This is a genomic window from Psychrobacter vallis (assembly GCF_904846715.1).
Lineage (GTDB): Bacteria > Pseudomonadota > Gammaproteobacteria > Pseudomonadales > Moraxellaceae > Psychrobacter > Psychrobacter vallis.
Window position 1 is genome coordinate 43,193 of sequence record NZ_CAJHBU010000005.1, and the last position, 16,545, is coordinate 59,737.

Annotated in this window: 15 protein-coding genes and 1 pseudogene; 7 read left to right on the plus strand and 9 right to left on the minus strand. The window is 42.5% G+C overall.

Annotated elements, in window-relative coordinates:
- Nucleotides 1-24: 24 nt before the first annotated feature.
- The 5 genes and pseudogenes from JMY02_RS04740 to pilG all read right to left on the minus strand — a co-directional run bounded on the left by JMY02_RS04740 (nucleotide 25) and on the right by pilG (nucleotide 4,248).
- Nucleotides 25-1,008 (minus strand): CheR family methyltransferase, encoded by a 984-nt coding sequence (locus JMY02_RS04740; protein WP_227678416.1) that lies wholly within the window; start codon nucleotides 1,006-1,008, stop codon nucleotides 25-27.
- A gap of 115 nt (nucleotides 1,009-1,123) precedes the next feature.
- Nucleotides 1,124-2,548: pseudogene (locus tag JMY02_RS04745) on the minus strand (methyl-accepting chemotaxis protein); the annotation flags it as partial.
- 166 nt (nucleotides 2,549-2,714) lie between these two features.
- Nucleotides 2,715-3,245: a chemotaxis protein CheW gene (locus JMY02_RS04750; protein WP_201595779.1), complete on the minus strand. Its 531-nt coding sequence runs from the start codon at nucleotides 3,243-3,245 to the stop codon at nucleotides 2,715-2,717.
- Nucleotides 3,246-3,248: 3 nt separating this feature from the next.
- Nucleotides 3,249-3,611: a response regulator gene (locus JMY02_RS04755; RefSeq protein ID WP_201595782.1), complete on the minus strand. Its 363-nt coding sequence runs from the start codon at nucleotides 3,609-3,611 to the stop codon at nucleotides 3,249-3,251.
- Nucleotides 3,612-3,870: 259 nt separating this feature from the next.
- Nucleotides 3,871-4,248, minus strand: coding sequence for a twitching motility response regulator PilG (gene pilG, locus JMY02_RS04760; RefSeq protein WP_021813722.1), 378 nt, complete (start codon nucleotides 4,246-4,248; stop codon nucleotides 3,871-3,873).
- Between the two features lie 688 nt (nucleotides 4,249-4,936).
- On the opposite strand from pilG, the gene JMY02_RS04765 reads away from it, so the two are divergent.
- The 7 genes from JMY02_RS04765 to JMY02_RS04795 all read left to right on the plus strand — a co-directional run bounded on the left by JMY02_RS04765 (nucleotide 4,937) and on the right by JMY02_RS04795 (nucleotide 13,607).
- On the plus strand, nucleotides 4,937-6,196 hold the full coding sequence (locus JMY02_RS04765; protein ID WP_201595784.1) for an efflux RND transporter periplasmic adaptor subunit: 1,260 nt from the start codon (nucleotides 4,937-4,939) through the stop codon (nucleotides 6,194-6,196).
- Between the two features lie 302 nt (nucleotides 6,197-6,498).
- Nucleotides 6,499-7,221 carry a response regulator transcription factor gene (locus JMY02_RS04770; RefSeq protein WP_058025471.1) on the plus strand — a complete coding sequence of 241 codons (723 nt, stop codon included), beginning with the start codon at nucleotides 6,499-6,501 and terminating at the stop codon, nucleotides 7,219-7,221.
- 105 nt (nucleotides 7,222-7,326) lie between these two features.
- Entirely contained in the window at nucleotides 7,327-9,510 is a 2,184-nt protein-coding gene (locus tag JMY02_RS04775) for a sensor histidine kinase (RefSeq protein WP_201595787.1), read from the plus strand.
- Nucleotides 9,511-9,753: 243 nt separating this feature from the next.
- A complete protein-coding gene (locus JMY02_RS04780) occupies nucleotides 9,754-10,524 on the plus strand; it encodes a methionine ABC transporter ATP-binding protein (RefSeq protein WP_201595790.1) in 771 nt (256 codons plus the stop codon).
- A gap of 19 nt (nucleotides 10,525-10,543) precedes the next feature.
- Nucleotides 10,544-11,230: a methionine ABC transporter permease gene (locus JMY02_RS04785; protein ID WP_201595793.1), complete on the plus strand. Its 687-nt coding sequence runs from the start codon at nucleotides 10,544-10,546 to the stop codon at nucleotides 11,228-11,230.
- Nucleotides 11,231-11,460: 230 nt separating this feature from the next.
- Nucleotides 11,461-12,420 (plus strand): MetQ/NlpA family ABC transporter substrate-binding protein, encoded by a 960-nt coding sequence (locus JMY02_RS04790; protein WP_201595796.1) that lies wholly within the window; start codon nucleotides 11,461-11,463, stop codon nucleotides 12,418-12,420.
- 338 nt (nucleotides 12,421-12,758) lie between these two features.
- Complete coding sequence (locus JMY02_RS04795; protein WP_201595799.1) at nucleotides 12,759-13,607, plus strand: aldo/keto reductase; 849 nt, start codon at nucleotides 12,759-12,761, stop codon at nucleotides 13,605-13,607.
- A 114-nt stretch (nucleotides 13,608-13,721) separates the two neighbouring features.
- On the opposite strand, the gene ccmE is transcribed toward JMY02_RS04795, so the two are convergent.
- From ccmE to JMY02_RS04815, 4 genes are all read right to left on the minus strand, one after another.
- The gene (gene ccmE, locus JMY02_RS04800) at nucleotides 13,722-14,222 is read right to left on the minus strand and encodes a cytochrome c maturation protein CcmE (protein ID WP_201595801.1); all 501 of its coding nucleotides are present in this window, start codon (nucleotides 14,220-14,222) and stop codon (nucleotides 13,722-13,724) included.
- A 293-nt stretch (nucleotides 14,223-14,515) separates the two neighbouring features.
- Nucleotides 14,516-14,737: a heme exporter protein CcmD gene (gene ccmD, locus JMY02_RS04805; RefSeq protein ID WP_201595804.1), complete on the minus strand. Its 222-nt coding sequence runs from the start codon at nucleotides 14,735-14,737 to the stop codon at nucleotides 14,516-14,518.
- A 16-nt stretch (nucleotides 14,738-14,753) separates the two neighbouring features.
- Entirely contained in the window at nucleotides 14,754-15,542 is a 789-nt protein-coding gene (gene ccmC / locus JMY02_RS04810) for a heme ABC transporter permease CcmC (RefSeq protein WP_201595807.1), read from the minus strand.
- A gap of 229 nt (nucleotides 15,543-15,771) precedes the next feature.
- A complete protein-coding gene (locus tag JMY02_RS04815) occupies nucleotides 15,772-16,458 on the minus strand; it encodes a heme exporter protein CcmB (protein ID WP_201595964.1) in 687 nt (228 codons plus the stop codon).
- Nucleotides 16,459-16,545: the final 87 nt, after the last annotated feature.

Sequence of the window (16,545 nt, forward strand, 5' to 3'; positions counted from 1 at the left end):
ATCCTAACTCGTCTAGGCACTAATTTAGGCATTAATTTTTTGCCACACATTGACCTGTGGGTGCGCAATACGGCGCATATTCGAAGGACGCCAAAACAACGCCTCACCTGGAGCCAATATAATATACCCACCTAACGCACACTGCTCTGATAGCCGAGCCAAAACATCACGCTGATCAAACTTACGAAAATATAGCAGCATATTTTGACAAATGATCACATGCTGAAGATGCGTAGTGGGTGGTTCTTGCTCAAAAATATTATGTAAAGCGAAACGTACATATTGCTGCAAGATAGGCGCAATTTGCCAGTGCATCTGAGTGCTTGCTCGCGTCTTTTTTACAGAAGACGAATCAAGAATATTTGATTCGTTTATCGCATTCGCATTTTGTAATGGCTGAATAAATTGTTGACAATGTTGAGGAATTAAAGACTGCTGGCGCTTCTCATACTGCCCTAACCGTGCTTTTAAAATCGCCTGTTGGCTGACATCAGTACCCAATATCCTATAGTTTGTCAATTGTTCCGATGCCAAGCTCATTGCCAGCGACCAAGTCTCCTGTCCTCTAGCACAACCAACGCTCCAAATGCGAAACAATTCATTAGCACCATTCTCATTAATACGGTCGTTACTACTATCAGCATCGGCGATAGCCGTTGGTTGCTGATGCTGTAATGCACACTGTGTGGCAAAATCTATAGAAGGCATGTGACGAAAAAAACGACTTTCATGAATCAATACTTTGTCTAACAATTTCTGACGAATCTCATCATTGTTTGGTAATTGATACCACAATTTTTGAGCGGTCATTCCATACGATAATGCCGTATGGTCAATTGCATTTATCAACCATTGCAGTTGGATATCTGGTAGAACAAAACCAATCTCTTGCTCTATATACCGTTGCCATTGCTGCACATCAAAATCGTCCGACTGCATCAAAGGTTTGACTGATGCAGACTTGGCTGTCTGAATATGCTCGCTATTTGGTTGAATAAGAATATTCACGTCACCTGCTATGATTATTGCGGCACGTCATCACCACGCATGCCGCATTTTGGTTAACACACCAGTATGGAAGATGACCAACCATCTAGTAATGACTTAAAATCAAAACTTATTATCAAGCGCTTTTTGACAAGGTTTTCTCTGTTTTCAGCGTGTCATTATCTAACAATACATCATCATTCGTTACTTTAAAGCCCGTCACTGATTCTTGTAGTGCTGCCGCCATTTCGCTCAGCTCACCAATAGAGCGTGCGGTTGCCATCGTACCAGATGAAGTTTGTGAGGTAATGTCTTGAATAATATTCATAGTGTGGGAGATGTGTCCAGCAGATTCAGCCTGCTGCAACGCCGCATTGGAGATGTTTTGAATCAAGTCCGCCAACGTATTAGAAACGCTCTGCACTTCTTCTAGTGCTTCACCCGCATCTTTTGCCAAACGAGCGCCGCGGACAACTTCGGAGGTTGTTGACTCCATCGACATAACTGCTTCGTTGGTATCTGCCTGAATGGTTTTCACCAATGTTTCAATCTGTTTGGTAGCGTTAGCTGAGCGCTCAGCAAGACGTTGAACCTCATCAGCAACCACAGCAAAGCCTCGACCCGCTTCGCCAGCCATCGATGCCTGAATCGCAGCATTCAGTGCCAAAACGTTGGTCTGATCCGCAATATCATTAATCAAACCAACGATATCACCAATCTCTTGCGATGACTCACCCAGACGTTTGATACGTTTTGAGGTTTCTTGAATCTGATCTCGAATAACGTTCATACCTTCAATAGAACGTTGTACAACCTCTGCCCCATTATGAGCGATAGCAACTGAACGCTGGGCAACCGTCGCAGATTCTGATGCGTTATTTGATACTTGGTCAATGGACACAGTCATCTCATTAATAGCCGCTGACACACCCGCAATTTCTTGTGCCTGGTGTTCAGATGCTTCGGCAAGCTCAACCGCATTCATCTGTGTTTGCTCTGAAGATTGCGAAACACGATCTGCCGTGTTGTTAATAACCAATACTAACTGACGTAATTGGTCAATCGCAAAGTTCACTGAGTCAGCAATCGCGCCAGTAAAGTCCTCTGATACGGTCGCATTAACCGTCAAATCCCCTTCTGCCAAATCACCCAATTCATCAAGTAAACGTAGAATGGCTATCTGGTTTCGTTCGTTTTCTTCTTGGATTTGACGCGCGCGCTCAGACTCTGCCTCTGATTCTTGACGGCGACGCAGTGTTTCTTTTTCAATAAGTACCCGTTCTGACCCACCGCGCTGCTTAAGTAATTGGTATGAAGCAAACAGAATGCCTAATGCCCCTATTACAAATATTATTACTGGCAAAACAACAGCTTGATTAAAGTCAGCTAAATGCTGACTCACTGACGATAACGAATTGACCAGCCAAATCAGACAAGCCCCACTTAATAAAACAAAAACCCCCAATAACAATTTCCATAAGTTATTGGAATTATCGCTGTCAGCCATTGTCTTAGTCGTACCAGTCACAGGTTTTTTTATAGCATCACTCATCGTACGTATTCCTTTCAAACAATCGTCAAAGTCTTATCGTGACTGACTTTGACAATCGTACTGTTATAAAAAAAACAGTGATTAACAAAGCCTGTATGAATGCTGATATCCAACTGTATCATGTCATTCGCCATTATTTCATCGTTCTAATAACCAAATGTTTTATCATCAACAGCTATATGGCAGCATTGGCATACTGCGAATCTTGGGCGAGCAAGCTTGGCATAAAAACGTACCAATCCTGTTCATTTTTCAAAAATTTACCATGATTATAAGGCGCAAACGGCGAACTGGGCTCGACTGCTTCTGCACGGTATTGGTCACGAGTAAATTGCTCAATACCAATGACTTGATCGACTACCAGTCCTGAAAAGAAATTATCATGGTCGATAACAATGACTTTGCGTTGACTCATTTGCGTCAAGCGACTAGGAACCTGCAAAAACTGAGACAAATCTGTTATGGGTAATAGACGTCCGCGTATATTGGCCATGCCAAGCATCCAAGGCTTTACTAAAGGCAAGCTTGTATACTCTGGCATGGCCAATACTTCTGATATTTGACCCATCGGAGCAACCAGTCGCTGTCCACCAATCTCAAATACCACACCTTGCCAGTCATACTCTTGTCCACCGCGGCGACCACTTTTGCGCGCGCGGGCCAAATCTGCTAAACGCAGAAGCTCAATAAATCCTCTGGATGCCACAATCTACTCCATTACTTTGCGAATGATATTGACCAACCCACTTTCATCAACTGGCTTGGCCATATACTCTTTAGCACCTTGACGCTTACCCCAGACTCTGTCTGTTTCCTGATTTTTGGTACTGATCATAATCACGGGAATATGAGCGGTGGTTTTACCACGAGTGATTTTTCGAGTAGCTTGAAAGCCATTCATCTCAGGCATGACCACATCCATCAAGATAACATCTGGCAGATGATCCATGGCCATCTGACAGCCTTGCTCACCATTTGTCGCCTCTAATATTTTAAAATTATTTTTAGCAAGCAGGTCGCGAAATTTCGCCATTTCAGATGGCGAGTCGTCAATGACTAAGACGGTAGTCATAGTGATTTCCTTTCTTTTTCGAAGATATCCTTAAGGATATATTGATATATGATTGAGACAAACTGAGTAAAAGTAACCTGCCAAAATAAATGGCAAAATGACTTTCCTCACAGTCGGGATTAAATATTGAGCCATTATCAGTTATGAAACCCGTACTAAATATATTTACTGTAACGCTAACCTATGAATATGCATCAATCATGCCAATCCGTAAGGCTTAATTCAGTTGTGTATTTATAGATATACCTATCCATTCGTACTAGCGATACTGATTGATTGCCTCAAACAACTCATCTTTACTAAATGGCTTCGTCAAGTACTCATCAGACCCAACGATACGACCTCTTGCTTTATCAAATAAGCCATCTTTAGACGACAACATAATTACAGGCTTATTGGCATAATCAGGATTGTTTTTTATCAGCGCACAAGTTTGATAACCATCTAAACGCGGCATCATAATGTCGACAAAGATAATATCTGGGTTATTATCAACAATTTTTGCTAAAGCATCAAAACCGTCAATTGCGGTCACTACTTCACAACCAGCTTTTTGTAACAAAGTCTCTGCGGTACGGCGAATGGTTTTTGAGTCATCAATTACCATCACTTTTAAGCCATCAAAATTATTTTCCATTATCATTGTCCTATAAACGACTATTTATGCGTAACGCTCTTTATTGATACAAATGATTAACTGTTATCTCAACTTACCCTACCATTGATGATGGGATTGATAAGAACGGCTAAGTTTGCATTGCTATTTTCATGACAGTGAACTTTCCATCTATCAGTATCTGCCTCTCAAACACAGCGTCAACATAAGTTACTATACGCACTTTCTTATTAATAAGCTTACTAAATTGAGCCTGTTTTTTATCTTTTTGGATGAATTATTTCGCTTTTATACTCATGCATTGAAACCGTATTTGTTTCAGACGCAATTTACAGCGTCTCATAACAGCGTGATAATTATTATTGAAAATAAAAAGCCCAAATCAGAAAAACCCTCAGTTTTATGATGTTTTTGTATTATATAGAAGCGATAATCACATTGCTGGATAATTTTGTTTTGTAATAAAAATGTACAGTCTATTTCGTTATGTTTGTTTTATCACAGTTATCGACCTTTTTCCAGTCATTAGTGAATCAATGTTCGCACTGATCAGTAATATTTTCGACCGACTCACTTTATTGGACTCTATACTTTGACTATCTGTATGGATTAATAGCCTTATTTTCCTAAGTGTCATCCATATTGGGCAATTGTTTCACCTCATTGCAATTCACTATATAATAAAACCATGATTATTCTGGTGACTGCTATGACAGCTTCTAAAATTTTAAAAAACAGCATCTATTTGCTCAGTGCTTTATTGCTTGCTGCCTGTCAGCCATCACCGCCGACTGATGAACCAGTCACGTCCGAAAACAGTGCCACCGTAGACACTCCCGTTATCATTACTGCCGATAGCGTTACCATGACACCCGATCATATCTTGAGCATAAAGCCTTCGCGTTATCAGCCAAGTTTGGGGTTACAAGGCCGTATCGAACCCATCAAACAGACCAAGCTTATTGCAGCGCATCCACTTGATGTCGAAAAAGTACTGGTCACTAAAGGTCAATGGGTGGAAAAAGGTATGCCTTTAGTGATTGTGCGACGTTTGGCTACCGCAGACATCCCCTCTTCGGTAACCGAACAGTCTGATCGAGAGAATGCATTGGCTAGCGATGCAGATGATACCCAATCAAAAGACAAACAAGAAAAAAACACCACGCTCAATTCTGAATTGGCCCAGCCTACAACTGAAGACAGTACGGCGCCCATAAACAATACGGTAACCACAAAAAGCACCTCACCTGATAAGAAAGATCCACTAAAAGCAGAGCCTGCCACAAATGACAACTCTCGTGCAGATACGGTAAATGCCAGCGACAGTGCAACGAATTCGACATCACCGTATACTTTAGTCACGGTCCGTGCCAGCTTTTCAGGGCGCGTAGAAGACTTATATATCAAAACAGGCCAAACACTAACGGCGCGCACACCGCTATTACGACTGAGTGATGAGACGCAATTACATTTTATCGCGACCCTACCTATTCAAGCAGAACCGCAGCTCTCGGTTGGTCAGACCGTGAACTTTACTGCTGAAGGACTGTCGGACAAATTTACTGGTCAGGTCAGTAAACTGACAGCGACCAGCCAGCCTAAAAAACTTTTGGTTTATGTGGAAGTGGTCGAAAATAAGACCAGTCGTGACATGTTGATGCCAGATATGAAGGTCACGGGACGCGTTGATTACGGTCAAATAGATGTAGGTACAGTTGTGCCTAAGCGCGCACTTCATGATGTTGACTTGACAGAATTACAAAAGCCACCATATAAACCGCTTAGCCCTTTGACCGCTAACGTGTGGATTATTGGACAAGATCAGCGTTTGATTCGCCGGCCTATTGAGGTAGTTGAGTACAGCCCCATTACAGACCAATATTTAATTGCGGGTATTAGTAACGACAGCTTAATTTGCTTAGCTGATTTACCGGTTGATTCTAAAGGCAAAAAAGTCATTGTTTCATAGCCATTCATGCTTACAGTTACATTGTGTAGAAACATTAACAAAGGCTCTCTTGTTTTGTAACTGCATAATTAGGCAATATGACCGTATTATATATCATATACCGAGTATTTAGCCGTCTGTGTCTCGCCAGATAAACGCCCAAACACAAAAAGTTAATAAATTATTGGAAAATTTAGAGAGTTGATCGCTTATTTAGAGAGTTGATCGTTTAAATGCTTGAGAAGCTGATGTACTTATCATGATATAAAACAGTAGAGCACGTTAAGTTTTGACAAACCATAACAACAACTAGAGGATAAACCATGAGCAAGCAAATTTTATTAATTGAAGATGATCCCGATTTAGCTGAATTAATCAGCGACTACCTGACAATGAACTATTATGATGTGCATCATGCAGGACTCGGTCAGGAAGGGCTTGATTTATTAGATACCAAAGAGCGTGATATCGACTTGGTCGTGCTTGATTTAATGCTACCTGATATGGACGGCATGCAAGTATGTCAAAAAATCCGTGGCAATAAAAACAACATGACCAATAAAGTACCAATTATCATGCTGACCGCAAAAGGTGATACGACAGATCGCGTACTAGGTCTTGAGATGGGTGCGGATGATTACATCGCTAAGCCTTTTGAGCCACGTGAGCTTCTCGCGCGTATTCGCGCTGTTATTCGTAGGCATGAACAGCCCAATCAAGCAGACAGCCAATCAGACAGCTTAACTTTTGGTCGTTTGAGTGTATTCCCTGATAGTCATGAAGTGACTATCGATGATGAACCAGTACGTTTGACAACGCATCAATTCCAATTATTGCATTACTTTGCCACCCATTCTGGCAAAGTCTTAAATCGCGAGCAGCTTTGGCAAGCCATGCCAAATGATGACAGCTCAGACAACATTGATCGCGCGATTGACGTGCATATCTCACGTCTGCGTGCTTTAATTGAAGACAATCCGCGCCAGCCAAAACGTATTATTACCGTACGCGGTGTTGGTTATCAATTTGCCACTGATCAAGTTTGATCACAGAAATCACTGACTTATTGAGCAAATAATCATACGGTTTATTTCATAATATAAAGTAAATCGTATGAGCCAATATAAGAGTCTGACAATAGAGATGGTTTAATGCAGCAGTTGGGATTCCGTTCGGTATTTGCTAAGCTATTTGCCAGCGTGATGCTGGCACTTATTTTGTTTGCCGTCGCTATGGTGTTATTGACACAGCTTGTGCACGATAAAGATGCAGGTATCCGCTCAGAAGTCTTGGCCACACAGATTCTGGGACAAATAGACCCATTTCTGCACGAGCTGAACATCTCCGTTAGTAAAGACAACCGTTTACAGTCACGCTTTATGCTAGCTGTCGTCAAAAAAAGCTTTGATATTTTTGATGAGTCATTACAAGCAAAGATGGGCTTGTATGACAGCGAAGGTCGGTTGCTGATGCAAACAGACAATAGCGATTTACCGCTAGAGCTGCCAGAACCGCCTTCTCTACTATCACGCGTTTTTCCTTCATTTACAGACACGCCTCCTACCAAACAAGCCCAAGTGTATAGCAGTACAGGCTATACGCTTTTGTACGAGTCACGCTTGCCACCCAAAAAGCCAGTACTCTCTGCCGCCTTAAATTTATTCACTGGTACGCTACTACTGCTGATCATTATGGCAGGTGTACTATGGTGGATTGCCCGTACCATCACATGGCGTATCAATCAGATGAGTCAACAGATGGCACAGTTGGGTGATGGCGACTTTACGGTGCGCGTTAATGCTCGCGGTAATGATGAGATTGCCTCATTGGCACGCGGATTTAACCAAGCGGCGCAAAAGATCGAACACCTTATCGATGCCAATAACTTATTATTAGCACATGCCTCTCATGAACTGCGCACCCCCATCACTCGCATTCGCTTACAAATCGAGATGATGGATATGCTGACGGGCGCGCTACCCGCAGACACCAAAGCAAAATTCGATAAACGTGCGCAAGCGATTAATCGTGATTTATCTGGACTCAATGATCTGGTAGAGAGCATTTTATTGGTCAGTCGTTTAGATGCTGGCCATGCCTTACAGCAAGTTGAAAATTTGGATTTGTATCAGCTAGTGAACCAAGAGCGGCAACATTATCCTGAAGCCACGCTGATTGGCGAGCACATCGTTATTGATGGTCAATCATCCATGTTGACTCATCTGATTCGCAATTTATTAACCAATGCCATGCTACATGGTAAACCGCCAGTGACTGTATTGCTGTATGGGGTTCAGAGTATTGATGAGGCCGGCACCGTTCCTGATTATCTATTGCAAACAGTGCTTTGTAGTAGTTTTGCTGATTATAATAATTCAGACTTTGCATCTTATGATCAACAGAGTGATATCAACGAAGATGTGTCGCAACACCCATTGAGTTTAGACGAATCCGCTACTTCTAATACGATTGATAACGTTAAATCTGAGAAAACAGATTCGACCCCTTTATTGCCAGCACCACCTATTTATAAAAATGGGGAAAGTATGGCGACTAATGGCGATAGTGAGGGAGAGGTTAGGCTAGATATTGATAGTAGCACTGATGCTGAGAGTCCTACCAGTGTGGTATCACCAGTATCTACCTCTTCTAATACTGCAAAGGATTTGGATGCTGTACAAAAATCAGAAAAAAGTAGCCCTATAAACGAAACCACTAGCCATGAAACCACGAGCACCTCATCATTGTTCGCTAACTATTATAGCTTCACCACTGATTTGACTGACAGAATAAAAAAGGTCATGTGGAAAGCCGTTCCTGACTCTGAAGCGAGTAACTACTCTAAAAGTGCAGTCACTAGCGATACGACGTCTAAGCCTAGAACCAGAATAACGAGTGGAAATATCAGTGCACGCAAAAATGATGAAGCTCCTAAAACAGACAAAACTATGGTTGATTCAACTGTCATTAAAAACGATGCTAAGCCCAACGTTCAAAATGAGATTGAGACAGCGAGTGCACCCCGTAAAGAAAGCTTATTTGCCAAGCATATAAAGAAAGCCAAAGCCGAACCTGTACGCTCATTACCAAAATATGCGGTATTAGCCGTCATTGATGAAGGCACGGGCATTCCTGAAGACAAACGCGAAGAGGTATTTAGCCCATTCGTACGCTTACAACAAAAAAATAAAGGCTCTGGTTTGGGATTATCTTTGGTTTCACAAATCGTCACTGCCCATCAAGGGCGTATCCTCACCGATACTCTGAATGGTCATACCAGATTTTTAGTTGTTATACCAGTCAATCACGATCCTCATTATCATCAGCATAATTAGGTCAAACAAGCATTTTTTTCGACGCTCTTCTTGCAACTCATATTCTTTAAAGTCCTTTTCATTAATAGCTATTAATCATAAGCGGTGCACGGATGCGAATATCCAAAGTGCTCGATAATATGCTATATTAGCGCCCCTTGTTATAGGGTTATTGACTGTTGTTTTCTAATTGGCTGCTTATATTGTAAAAAAGGCTGATAACACGTTTATAACTATTAAAAATTATTGAATTTTGAGCCCGCCATGAATGACATGATTGTCTTAAACGATGTGACCAAAAGTTTTTTAAGCGACCGCTCAATCAAAGATAAAGACGGCAAACCGCATTGGTTTACTGCTGTTGAGCCAACCTCTCTGTCTATTCAGCAAGGCGAAATATTTGGCCTCATGGGCTATTCGGGTGCAGGCAAGTCTACTTTGTTACGCCTGATTAATATGCTTGAGCGCCCAGATTCTGGTCAAGTCATTATCGATGGCACCGACTTAACCACATTGTCTGCCAGTGAGTTGCGTATCGCTCGGCATAATATTGGTATGATTTTTCAGCAATTTAACCTAATGTCCAATCGTACCGTCTTTGATAACGTGGCTTTTAACTTAACTGTTTCGGGCTATCCGAGCCGTGACATTCACAAACGTGTCATGGACTGTCTTGCGATTGTAGATTTGACAGATCGTGCTGGTCATTATCCTGCGCAGCTATCAGGTGGACAAAAACAGCGGGTTGGTATTGCGCGAGCGATTGCCCCAAGTCCAAAAGTATTGTTGGCCGATGAGCCGACCAGTGCGCTTGATCCGGCCACGACCCGCAGCTTGCTCACTTGTCTGCGTGATATTAATGAGCAACTGGGCGTAACCATTGTGATTGTCACTCATGAAATGAGTGTGATTCGTCGGCTTTGTAATCGCACAGCGTTATTGCATCAAGGGCAACTGTTAGAAGTGGCAGAAGTAAGAGACGGTCTGATTCAGGCAAATACTCCGATTGGTAAAGGTTTGGTCGTTGAGGACTAATGAGGCAGGAGAAATAGATATGTTAACTGGTACTGAATTATCCGCCTCGATAGACAAGCTGTTTGCACTGCGCAAAGAGATTGTGAATGCGTTTCTCGATACGTTTATCATGCTGGGCATTTCAACGACCGTCGCTATCGTCATCGGCGGGCTGTTTGGCGTGTTTTTGTTTTTATCCAGTGACCGCCAGTTCTTACAGAACAAGACACTTTATGGTGTACTTGGTGGTATCACCAATTTTATGCGTGCTTTTCCTTTCGTTATTTTGATGATTGCTATGAGTCCTTTTACCAAAGCCATCGTTGGCACTGGTATCGGCCCTATTGCTGCCTCGCTAGTGTTGGCAATCGCTGGTTCGTTTTATTTTGCCCGTTTGGTCGAGCAAAATTTACGTGAAGTGCCGCGCGGCATCATCGAGGCCACTGAATCTATGGGCGCACGTCCCTTTACAATTATCAAAGTTTTACTCAATGAGGCACGCTCAGGCCTGATATTGTCAGTGACGATTCTCTGTATCAGCCTGCTGTCTTATTCAGCGGCGGCTGGTATGATTGGTGGTGGCGGTTTGGGTGATTTGGCCATTCGTTACGGCTATTATCGTTATCAAACTGAGGTGATGATTTTTATCGTCATTGTACTATCTATCATGGTCATCGCGATTCAGGCCTCTGGTAATTGGTTAGCCACTCGCTTGGATAAACGGTAAAAGCCGTATCAAGACAAAAAATCAAAAGGCCGTCAACATTGCTTATTATGAAGAACACTCAAGGTTTAATGCCGATTCGTCCTAAGCAAAATGCTTGACTTTGTTACTGAGACCCTTTAATTTTGTCACTAATTTAATACTCATTCATTTAGCAGCATTACTATCCCTAATGTTGCTTTTTTTAATGGCACATTTTGCCTACTGTCTCCCCCTCTTATTAAGGAAATCCCATGAAATTAACAGATATCAGCCGCCAGTTGGCGAATGCATTTGCTGCTGTTGGCGTATCAGGCTTAGTGTTGGTTGGTTGCAACAATTCATCAGCACCAGAAGCGACTAAACAGCCCGTTACCGAAGGCGCAACGGCAGAAACTGCCGCTAGCGATATCGATCCTGAGCATACAAAAATTGTCATTGGTACTACCGAAGGCGATTTTGCTGATATGGTACGTAACCAAGTGAAAAGCTCACTTGAAGCCCAAGGTTATGAAGTAGAGCTGGTTGCCTTTACGGATTATGTTCGTCCGAACCTTGCGTTGGCTGAAGGTGATTTGGATATCAATATCTTCCAGCATAAACCGTACCTTGATAACTTCAAGAAAGAGAACAACCTTGATTTGGTTGAAGCATTCCAAGTACCAACCGCCCCACTTGGCATTTATTCTGGCAAAAAGACCAGTCTAGACGCAGCTTATAAAGGTATGAGTGTTTCTGCTCCAAATGACCCAAGTAACTTTGCTCGCGCTCTTGTGATGATGAGTGATCTTGGTTGGATTACGCTAAAAGACAACATCGATCCATTGACTGCGTCAAAAACCGATATCGCTGATAACAGCAAATACGATATTGAAATCGTTGAGTTGGAAGCCGCTCAACTACCGCGTGCTCGTGATGAAGTGGACTTCGCGGTTATCAATGGCAATTATGCGACAGACGCTGGGATTGTTCTGACTGACGCTCTATTCCAAGAGCCAAGCTTTGCTTACGTTAACTGGTCAGCTATCAAATCTGCTGACGTTGGCAAAAAGTGGGTCGAAGATGTGACAAACGCTTATAACTCAGAAGCATTCAAAAAGTACGCGCATGAAACCTTCCCCGGTTATAAATATCCAAAAATTTGGGGAACCGATCACAGCGCGCATACAGACACTGCTGCGACCACAGCCCCAGTAGAAACTGCTGCCCAATAAGCTTTAAACTAAAGAATACTCCAATATAAGAGTATCTTGTTTACAGTAAACGCCCATTGCTCAATAGCGATGGGCGTTTTTTATGGCATGGATTTCGAAGTCTGTATTTTTTGAAAAAATGCTAAAATGCTAATCAGTGATTAAAAAATCACGTTACAGCCTGTTTGTCCTTTGTAGGAAACCGTCACCTACCCTTTCGTTTTGCCTCGCTTTTTTCTATAGTAGACGAGCTAAAGAGTACTCAGTTGAACCGACTATGACTGTTGCTCTGTTTCAATCAGTTTTATGAGTCAGAGTCTATAAGACATCATAAAATCATTAACGATAAGGATAATAATATGAGTACGAAAACTTATAATATGCGTACAGCTGGACAAGCAAATATTCCGGTACTAGGACTGGGCACTTGGCAATCAACGGGCCAAGACTGTATCGACGTTGTCAAAAAAGCGTTAGAGATGGGCTATGAGCATATTGATACTGCTCAAGCTTATGACAATGAAAAAGAAGTGGGTCAAGGCATCAAACAATCAGGCGTGGCTCGTGACAAGTTCTTTTTGACCACGAAAATTTTCCCTGATGACATGAAGTTTCAACCAGAAAAGTTGGTCGAAGCAGCCAAACGTTCGTTAGAAAACTTAGATACCGATTATGTCGACCTCTTGCTATTACACTGGCCTGATGATCGCGTGCCATTATCTGAAACGATTCCTGCATTATGCGAGCTACAAAAACAAGGATTGACCAAACATATTGGTGTGTCTAACTTTAATATTGCCAATATTATTGAAGCAAAAAAACATGCCGATGTACCGATTGTGGTCAATCAAGTTGAGTTTCATCCATTTATCAAACAACACACCTTGCAGACTTTTTTGAACAATCATCACATTCTCTTAGAAGCCTACTCGCCATTAGCACGTGGTGATGTATTTGATAATGAGACCATCAAAGAAATTTCTGATGCGCACAATGTCACGCCAGCACAGATATCATTGGCATGGATTTTGTCCGACAAGCACCGTATTGCTATTCCAAAAACCGCTAACCCTGATCACTTGCAAGGAAACTTAGACGCTATCGATGTGGTACTAAGTGCAGAAGAATTAGAAAAAATTGGCAATTTAGCGCGCGCTGATGGTCGCAAAATCAAACATCCTGATTATAGCCCTGTATGGGATGATTAGTAGCTGATAGTTATTTATGAGAAAGCATGAAAAAAGCCACCGATACTCTCGGTGGCTTTTTTATCAATCTATTTTAGGATGGGACAGCCAAACAAACTTATTACTTATTACTTATTACTGTTGCAGCGTCTGAGTCTCATGAAGTTTTTCGGCAGGATTGTACTGCTCAGAAGGAGGCACAACCCCATTACGATTGTTCTCTTTCATTGACTTAGCGACTTCAGGCGGCATATAGTTTTCATCGTGTTTGGCCAATACTTCTCCAGCGACAAACGTATCACCTTGCATTTTACCAGTGGCGACGACACCTGAGTTTTCAGCAAACAAATCTGGCAAAATACCTTGATAGGTCACCGGCACTGTCGACTGAAAGTCAGTAATAGCAAACTCAACATTCAATGGATTGTCTGCTGCTCGCTGGACACTACCCGCAACCACCATACCGCCTGCGCGAATACGTTTGTCTTGTGGTGCTTCACCTTGTGCAATGGCCGTAGCATCAAAGTAGTAATCTGTCTGTTGCCCGATGGCATAAAGCACCAACACCACGGCTATCGCCGCTCCTGCAAGCGTAAACATAACCCACATCAGTTTTTTGCGACGAACTGCGTTCATACCACTACCTCATTGATGAGTCACTGTTTTACAAACTACCGTCAAAGCCTTTGTACATCGTTACCCTGTACTCATATTAAATGGCTTTGACAATATTAATCTATAAAACAGAAAATATTGAAGACACTACGATTAGAAAAACTTTTTAAGAATGTCTTTCTAGTCGTACGCTTCTAATAGCTATATGATAGCATTTTTTCTATAAATCAATAAGCACCATCGCAACTTATGCGGTCACATATTGATGATTGTACTATAAAAAATTCTATAAAATCATGATGTTAAGCGACTTTTTAATCAGCGCGCTTATTTGTTGGCGGTTGTGTTTTAGCCGTACGTTGTGCTTGACGTGCTTGCTGGATAGTCAGCTGTTTGATCAGTGCTTTTCTTTGCCTACGGCTATACATAATAAAAACCAGCATCATGCCAACGGTAATAGCCCAGCATGACCAGACAAAAACCCCATGCTTACCCATGGCAATAAATTCAGAAAAGCTATAAAAATAGGGCTGCATAATAATTTCCTAGCCGTTATTTGTGTTGACCACGGATATATTCTTTCACCCACGCTTTACCTTGATCACGGTATAAAATGAGTGTATTGGTTCGATAAATCGCCAATGTCCCCACCAGTAAATAACTACCAATAGTCGTGAGTAGCAACGGCATCCACATATCTGCTGACATTTTTGGTGCTGCCGTTAAGGTAAACGTTGCGCCTTGATGCAAGGTATTCCACCACTCTACTGAATACTTGATAATAGGCAGGTTCACCGCGCCAACAATCGACAGAATGGCCGCTGCTTTACCACGGTTGGCGGTATGTTCAAAAGCAGCAAACATCGCCATAACACCTGCATATAAAAACGCCAAAATCAGCATAGATGTCAAACGCGCGTCCCAAACCCAGTAAGTGCCCCACGTTGGTTTTGCCCAAATAGAACCTGTTAGCAAACTAATCACACACAGCAAAAAGCCTATCGGCGCAAGTGCTTGCGCGACCAAACTGGCAGTCTTAATCTTCCATACCAAATAAATTGCCCCCAATACTGCAAGGGCAAAATAGATAGAGATGGCAAGACTGGCCGCTGGGACGTGGATAAAGATAATGCGATAACTGTTGCCCTGTAAGTAATCAGGTGGTGCAAAAGCAAGACCCCAGACACTACCTATCAGCAGACAGATACTGGCTAATATCGCTAACCACTTAACCCAAGGTGCAAAAATGCGAAAGAACTGCTTGGTGCCCACAGTGGTCAAAAAGCCTTGCCAAATGCGTTGCCACAGGCTAGGAGATGAGACGTTATTCAGGTTGGGCATGGGAATAAACCTATTGCGTAGCTTATGGTGACAGGTATAACACATCATGGGCGCTACTACCTGCTAACCTGCTGGCGTTAAACACTGGATAGAATCTATAAGGGAGTGTTTACTTATTTAATGGACTATTATAGCAAAATTGCCAGTTTTCACCATGCTGTTAGTAAAAAGGGTTTTGATAAAATAATTGATCTACTGTTTATTGGTCTGTTGTTTATTAGTCTACTGTTTAATTGAGCCACGCCATTTTTAAGGTCAACGCAATAACCCACGGCATCACCAAAACTGAAACGATACTGCCTGCTAGCAATAACGCCAATATAGGTAATCCATTAAGACCAGTGGCAAACAAATCAACCGCACCCGTCGCAAAAATCAACACCGGCAACTGCATTGGCAATGCAATCAGAGGCACCAGCACCGCGCCATTTTTCAATGACAGTGTCAAACTACTAGCGACCGCTGATAGCATCAAGAGCATTGGGCTACCAGTAACGATAGAGGCCATCAGTATCCACGCCTCAAACCAGCTCAGCTGAAATAAAGGCACAGCAAGCAAACTGAGTAATGCCACAATACCACTGCTAAACACCCAATGAATGACTAAGCGTATCAACACCCACAACGGCAGCGAAGCATTGGCGACGACCAACTGTGCCAGTGTGCCATTATCAAGGGCTGGCTTAAACAAACCATCCACGCCCATCACCAGCGAGAGTAAAGCAGCAATCCACACCGCTGACACCCCAAGTCGTTGCAACAGCGCAGGTTCGCTACCAACGGCCAGTGGAAACAGTGTAATAATCACCAAAAACAAGACCAAAGGATACAACCATTGCACCGCCCCTTGCTGCTTTACTTGCCATTCGCGCCGCCATAACTGCATAAAACCAATACCACGCGATGCCGTTACCATCATGGTTGGGCTTTCATTCGCGGCTTGTACTGGACTGTTTGTCTTTGTCATGTATTTGCTCTTCTGCTCATCGCACTTGTATTATCG